The organism is Limosilactobacillus walteri, from assembly GCF_014830205.1.
GTDB lineage: Bacteria > Bacillota > Bacilli > Lactobacillales > Lactobacillaceae > Limosilactobacillus > Limosilactobacillus walteri.
In genome coordinates, this window is the sequence record NZ_QORN01000058.1 from 1 (window position 1) to 6,541 (window position 6,541).

Consider the following 6,541-nt stretch of genomic DNA (forward strand, 5'->3'; position numbering starts at 1 on the left):
TAGTTAATTCCCAGCCCCATATATAGGTTAATTTCATTTATTCCTGCCTGTATCTCACGAGCAACCCGTGGCGGAATGCTCGCATGTTGTTGAAAATGGGAAATCCCTAGCAGCAAGCGGCGTCCCGTTGTCTTTGAACGGAGGATAAATTGATTTTTTAACCGTCGTCCACAATCACAATAAAGGTTTTCACCATGATGCCCATGAGCACGCTGGTACCACGGATCAACAACCATCCCCTGAAATTCCCAATCTGTCTGTCGCAAATAATGACGCGTATGAAAGCGTGAAAGCATTGCATAGCGAGTGAATTCCCCTAACGCTTCAACCTGCTCGACACTAAGTTTTTCTAATATCTTTGTCCGCTGTTGCCTGTTCAGAGCAATGATTTTATCCATTTTTTACCACTCCTTAAAAATACTTTCCCACTATACCAGAACAAACGTTTGATTTCAAATTGTCTATTAGATATTTTTCTGGTAAAATATCTATTCATAAGGAGTGATATTTTTTGGATTTAGACATACAGCCCGTGAGGTTGAGTTTAAAAGAATATAAACAAGTTAAACAATTATATACGCGCGCATTTCCGAAGTATGAGCGAGAGCCATGGTCATGGTTACGCCTTAAGAGTAAGTACCAACGCGCGGACTTTATGGCCTTTTATGACCAGCAACAGTTTGTTGGCTTTGCTTACGTTATTCATAGTCACGGAATGCATTATATTTTATATCTCGCTGTAAATGATCAGATTCGTTCTCAAGGATACGGGACCCGGATTATCCACGAGCTTCGTGAACTATACCCCGAAGATTCGCTTGTCCTAGACGTAGAACGTCCTGATCCCCACGCGGCTAATAATCGACAGCGATTGCGCCGCCTTAACTTTTACAAGCGTAACGGCTTTTTCCCGACTCCTAAATTATTTAAGGAGGAAAAAGTCACCTTCCAAGTTTTAGCAACAAATAAAAAAATCAACCAGCGAAAGGTTGATAAAGTCTTTGAGTGGTTTGAATGGCCATTAGGCTGGTTAATTCAATAATCGTTAAATCGAGGCATAATTAGGTATTAGACTAATTTGCTTCGATTTTTTATTATCGCCGCTTTAATGATATAATCTTCATGTAAGCGTATACATAACAAGGAGTGATTACTTTGACTGAACCATTATTTTTAAAGCCAGTTTTTCATGAAAAAATTTGGGGTGGGCGTCATCTTGCTACTGATTTCGGATATCAAATTCCAAAAGGGACAATTGGTGAATGCTGGGCAATTTCTGGACATCCTCACGGACCGAATATTATTATAAACGGCAATTACCAAGGAAAACTATTGCCTGATGTTTATCAGCAACATCCAGAACTTTTCGGCAATCCGCACTCAACCGTTTTTCCTTTATTAACAAAAATTCTCGATGCTAATGATAGTTTATCAGTACAGGTCCATCCAGATGATAAGTATGCCGCACAGCACGAGCATGAATTAGGTAAAACCGAATGCTGGTATGTAATTCACGCTGACCCCGGCGCCTACTTGACATATGGTCATACTGCTAAGACCCAGGAAGAACTTGCTGATATGATTGACCACCACCAATGGAATAAGCTCTTTGGTAAAAAGCCAGTCAAGACAGGTGATTTCATCTATGTTCCTAGTGGCACAATTCACGCTCTCAATAAGGGGATTATCGTCCTTGAGACCCAACAAAGCTCTGATACCACTTATCGAATCTACGACTATGATCGTCGAGATAAAAAAACAGGCCAACTACGCCAGCTTCATTTAAGACAAGCCAAAGATGTGACAACCGTCCCATTCAGGGAACCACAATTTAAATCTAACATTGAAAAATTCGGTAACTCTACTATTACAACACTCATCACGCAACCTGACTCACCGTACTTTACCGTTTATAAATGGGATATTCACGATAAAGTAAAACTTACTCATCAACATGGTCCTTACACCTTGGTTTCAATTATTCATGGTTACGGTACGCTAGAAGTTGATGGTCATGATTATCAATTACATAAGGGTGACCACTTTATCATTCCTGCCACTGTCGATAATTGGACCATCAATGGTGAATTATTGGCAATTGCATCTGAGCCTACTGAATAAAAGGTATAAAAAACAGCCCATGCTTACATGAGCTGTTTTTTAGCATCATTAGGAATAACTAATTATTGTCTAGATAATGAAGATCAGCAAATTTCTTATCAGCATTCTGCTGGGCTAAATCTTTTGATTGATAGTAAACAGCATCCACTAAATTCTCAGCTCCGCCCCCTTCGACTAAGATTTTCACCTGCCTGCCATTAATTGTCTCAGTTTTAACGGCATAAGACTCGCCATCACCGGCTCCCTGTGTCCAGCCACGAATATTCAGCCATCGCGCTCCATCGAGATTAAAGAAGCTAGTCTTGCCCCAATTTTTAGTTGCGTCCTGAATGTCTTTATTTTCGTAATTGTCTGCATTTTCACCAAATTGTGGGTCTTGCTTGTAAAGCTGGACAGTTCCCTTATCGTCGCCATCATCATATGTGCAAGAATGAGGTCCAAAAGTCATGGTTGAATCAGCATCATTATCTGCTGAATACCATGTTCCCTGCATCTCACTTGGTACATTGATTGCTTCCAGCCGGCCATATTTATGGTCGCTTATATCATTACTGGTACTAGAAGCAGCGCTATCATCGTTGCGCTTATCGACAACCTGGGCGCGGGCTGCTAAGTCACTAACTAGCTTGCCTTGTCCTTCTTGATTAACATAGCTTGCCATTGCCGATTTTGAGATAGTTGCTAACTTATTGTTCTTTTGATTAGTTTTAACATTTTGATAAATATTCACATCATCATTGTTAACTGTATAAATCAAGCCCCGCGACTTTCCACCAGCTGTGACGTCATAAGCAACTCCTTGACCACCATCACTCAATTGATATTTTGAACTAGGATAAAGTTTAACTTGTAAACCATCGCGCTCGGCTTGCTTAGTCATCGATGCCCACTCGCCACCGTAGCGGAGCCCACAATAGGTGCTGATTAAACTAACAGCTTCTTGCGGGGTCAAGTTATCACTATTAATTTTAGCACTGCTTTTTGCGACTAATAAACTACTGCTTGATGAAGAAGAAACGGTCGTACTATTACTATTTTGCTTTCCGCATGCCGTCAGCATTAAGATCGTCCCAGTAACCATTAAAAGTCCTATTTTCTTATTCATTTTAATTCTCCCATTGAACATAAAAAGGCTGGGACTATTCCCCAGCCTGATAATCATCCCAATTAAGCACGTGACTTGTAGCTACCATCAGTTGTATTGATAATCAACTTGTCACCGTTCTTGATAAATGCAGGAACGTTAACTACTAAACCAGTTTCCATCGTTGCAGGCTTACCACCACCATCGATAGTAGCCCCCTTAATCATTGGTTCAGTTTCAGCAACAGTTAATTCGACAGTAGTTGGCAATTCAACCCCGATGATGTCGCCGTTAACAAAGTTTAAGATAACCTTCATGTTTTCAACAAGGTAATTCTTGTCGTCACCAAGTAAGTCATGGCTTAAACTGTATTGTTCGTAACTTTCAAGATCCATGAAGACAGCTGAGTCACCTTCATCATAAAGGTATTGAGCTGAACGCTTGTCAACATTAACTTGTTCAACCTTTTCTGATGGACGCATCGTGGTGTGTACAATTGAACCTGAACGAAGATCCTGGATGTCCATTTGCATTAAAGTGTTACCCTTCCCAGGTTTGTGGTGGTTAATTTGAAGAACCTTTAATAATTTGCCGTCACGTTCAAAAACCATACCTTTTTTCAAATCAATTGTTTGAATCATAGTATAAAAACTCCTTCATCTAAATCTGAACTATCTTATAGATTAGAGCTACCTAATACTCGTGCCTAATCTCTGGCTTCGTTCTCCGCCATTAATTACAGATATTATAATCCATAATTTACATTCATAGTCTATTGTATCACATTCCAGAACCACCACAATAGCCGTTATTATCATGTTAACTGCCCCTAAGAATTCGGTTCAAGCAGTTTACTTAACTTTATTCAAGTACTTAACTGCCTCATCCTTATCAAGGTGATAGTTTTCAATTAATTGTTGTTTGATTACCTGTGGATCGATTTTTAAACTAAGCAGTGACTTTACAAGGGTTAAAATTCCATTTTCTTTTCCCTTTTTTATCCCTTCTTGAAGCCCTACTTCACGGCCTTCTTTACGTCCTTCTTTTAGCCCTTTTTTGTGGCCTTCTTCACGTCCTTCTTTACGACCCTCCTTCAATCCCTTTTCACGACCTTCTTTTAACCCTGCTTTTCGCCCTTCTTCTTTTCCTTCGCGTACAGCCCACTTCTTTTCATTTTCAATATCCATTTCATATATTGACCGTCGCATAAACTCCATCCTCCATTTCCGATTTTGCTTCACATACTCGATTCTCTTTTTTAATTGTACGATAAATTCATCTTCTTCCTCAACCTTACGTCCCGCGGCAAAGTCAAGAAACGCTTGTAACTGCGGATTAACCTCCCGCTTTTGACTATTAATATCAAAAAAGAGCACTTTAATATTTTCACCGTACCGTTTCTGCAAATGCCGTAAATTTCTTAGCTCAAAAGTTGAATACTGATCACCATCACCTAACGGATCAAATGCACAAAAGAAAATCACATAAGAATTTCCCATTTCACCATAATTTTGATGATGTTCCATACTATCACTAACCATGCTCGCTAAGTAATACAAATTTCTTTGAAAAAGGTCATGATAGTTACGAACTTGCATTTCTAAGTCAAAACGATAATCCAGACCACTCTCGACGTAAATATCGAATCGAGCAGTCCGAGCATCAAAAGTCGTCTTAAATTCTTGTTGGCTATTAATCAATGAAAGATTTGCTAAATGAAGCTCCGGAAAAATACGCCGTAATAATTCCAACGTTAGTTCTTGTTCTAAAAAAGTCTTATTAAAGATAAAATCGTTTGCCAGCCCTGCATCTGCCCACCTGCTAGCGGCAAGTTTCTCTCTGCTATTGTCCAATTGCGGTCGCCCTCACGAAAGTTATTAAGAGAATTAAAAAAATGTTCCCTAATTATTTAAATACGTAAAAAAAGCGATTTTGCACTAAAAAAGTTGTCTTACTACCAAACTTTTGGTAATAAAACAACTTTTTATATTGATCAGAATTTCTATACCAATTCAAGATGCAACTGCTCTTCACCAATGAAACCTGCTCGTTTTAAGAACAAGTAAAGAGTAACGGAAAGGACTGCTGGAACAACAACTCCAAAGAGCATGTACGTTCCAAATTGTGTCCATCCTCGTGATAGGTAAGCGATTGGCGCAATCAAGGAGTTAAGTCCTAACCCACCTAGCGTGTATGTTGAGCGGAAACCAAATAGGACGGTTGCCACTGGCGCACAAACTGCTGCCGATACTACTGACGGTACGAGTAAGTACGGATTAATGAGGAGATTAGGGAATTGTACTTTAGGAGTAACCAAACCTTGGGCAATATTAGCACCGAGGTTATTTTGCCGAAATGACATTGCGGTGAAAGCAACAAATTGTGAAGTAGTTCCGATCAAGGCAGCTGCTGACGATACCGGATCCAACATCAATGCCACCGCCAGAGCTGCCGAAGATGCAGGAGTCATCAGGAAAAGGGCCCACACAACGGAAATTACCATTGATCCTAATACTGGTGATACTTGCATCGTATGAGCAATATATGCTGAAACTGCAAGTAATGCTGGAGTAACAACAGCCGCAACGACTAAACCAAAACCGATCCCAACGGCCAAGGCGCCAAATGGTACCAGTACCATGTCCAATGGCGTCTTTCCAGTTAAGTACTTACCAACAAGGACTGCTACAAGTGCTGCTAAAACAGCCGAAACTGGTTGACCGGTAGTAAAAACCGGTGCTCCTACCGCTGCTACTGCTGCTTGACCGGTAGCAGTAGCTCCTTTAACCGCGGTTGTTGTAAAATGAACGCTATTTGCGCCAACTGTTGCCGCAACCATTGAAGCAAATGTAACGAGAGTGTTGGTATTCAATTGAGAGGCAACCGCCACCCCAATTGCCGGCGCTAATAATACTTGTGCTTCTGCCCCGACTAATGTCAGCACATGAATGCCCGTCAAGTTACCAATTGTTTGAACTAATAATCCACCACCAAGAATAACTAAAATAGAATTAGCCACCGCCGCAAAAATTCGGTAAGCCGCTTCCTTGACTCTTGATGAATTTTGGTATGTTGCATTAGCTTTATTACTGCTAACTTGATTTTCCATCATTAACGCCTCCTTAATATTTATTTTCTTGATTAATGATTGTTGTTAGTTTATCTAAGTTATGATTAAAAGTCAATTATATTTCTAATCATTTTTTAATTATATACAAATAATTACTTTTATAACCTTTTGACTTGCTTTCAAATAAAAGGAAAATGTTTTCAACCATTTTTTATTAAGTACCTATTAATTAACTTAAACTAACATAAAAAGCCCATGACTGAAAT

At 39.7% G+C, this 6,541-nt stretch carries 6 protein-coding genes and 1 pseudogene; 2 read left to right on the forward strand and 5 right to left on the reverse strand.

Annotation, left to right across the window (positions count from 1 at the left end):
* Window positions 1-398 (reverse strand): annotated as a pseudogene (locus tag DTK66_RS10575) (hypothetical protein); the annotation flags it as partial.
* Window positions 399-511: 113 nt separating this feature from the next.
* On the opposite strand from DTK66_RS10575, the gene DTK66_RS10580 reads away from it, so the two are divergent.
* Both DTK66_RS10580 and manA read left to right on the forward strand, forming a co-directional pair.
* Window positions 512-1,042 (forward strand): GNAT family N-acetyltransferase, encoded by a 531-nt coding sequence (locus tag DTK66_RS10580; RefSeq protein WP_153930296.1) that lies wholly within the window; start codon window positions 512-514, stop codon window positions 1,040-1,042.
* A gap of 113 nt (window positions 1,043-1,155) precedes the next feature.
* Entirely contained in the window at window positions 1,156-2,121 is a 966-nt protein-coding gene (manA, locus tag DTK66_RS10585) for a mannose-6-phosphate isomerase, class I (protein ID WP_191668647.1), read from the forward strand.
* Between the two features lie 58 nt (window positions 2,122-2,179).
* Here the strand turns inward: manA and DTK66_RS10590 are convergent, their stop codons facing one another.
* The 4 genes from DTK66_RS10590 to DTK66_RS10605 form a co-directional block, all read right to left on the reverse strand.
* Window positions 2,180-3,226, reverse strand: coding sequence for a hypothetical protein (locus DTK66_RS10590; RefSeq protein WP_191668648.1), 1,047 nt, complete (start codon window positions 3,224-3,226; stop codon window positions 2,180-2,182).
* 62 nt (window positions 3,227-3,288) lie between these two features.
* The gene (gene efp, locus DTK66_RS10595) at window positions 3,289-3,846 is read right to left on the reverse strand and encodes an elongation factor P (protein WP_003674998.1); all 558 of its coding nucleotides are present in this window, start codon (window positions 3,844-3,846) and stop codon (window positions 3,289-3,291) included.
* A gap of 210 nt (window positions 3,847-4,056) precedes the next feature.
* Window positions 4,057-5,058: an Rpn family recombination-promoting nuclease/putative transposase gene (locus DTK66_RS10600; RefSeq protein ID WP_191668649.1), complete on the reverse strand. Its 1,002-nt coding sequence runs from the start codon at window positions 5,056-5,058 to the stop codon at window positions 4,057-4,059.
* A 149-nt stretch (window positions 5,059-5,207) separates the two neighbouring features.
* Window positions 5,208-6,317, reverse strand: a complete 1,110-nt coding sequence (locus tag DTK66_RS10605) for a PTS sugar transporter subunit IIC (RefSeq protein WP_153930300.1) — start codon at window positions 6,315-6,317, stop codon at window positions 5,208-5,210.
* Between the last annotated feature and the right edge of the window lie 224 nt (window positions 6,318-6,541).

Bases quoted from the DNA above. Each gene is read 5' to 3' on its own strand.
- DTK66_RS10590 (WP_191668648.1), bottom strand. From the start codon at position 3,226: ATGAATAAGAAAATAGGACTTTTAATGGTTACTGGGACGATCTTAATG.
- efp (WP_003674998.1), bottom strand. From the start codon at position 3,846: ATGATTCAAACAATTGATTTGAAAAAAGGTATGGTTTTTGAACGTGAC.
- DTK66_RS10605 (WP_153930300.1), bottom strand. From the start codon at position 6,317: ATGATGGAAAATCAAGTTAGCAGTAATAAAGCTAATGCAACATACCAA.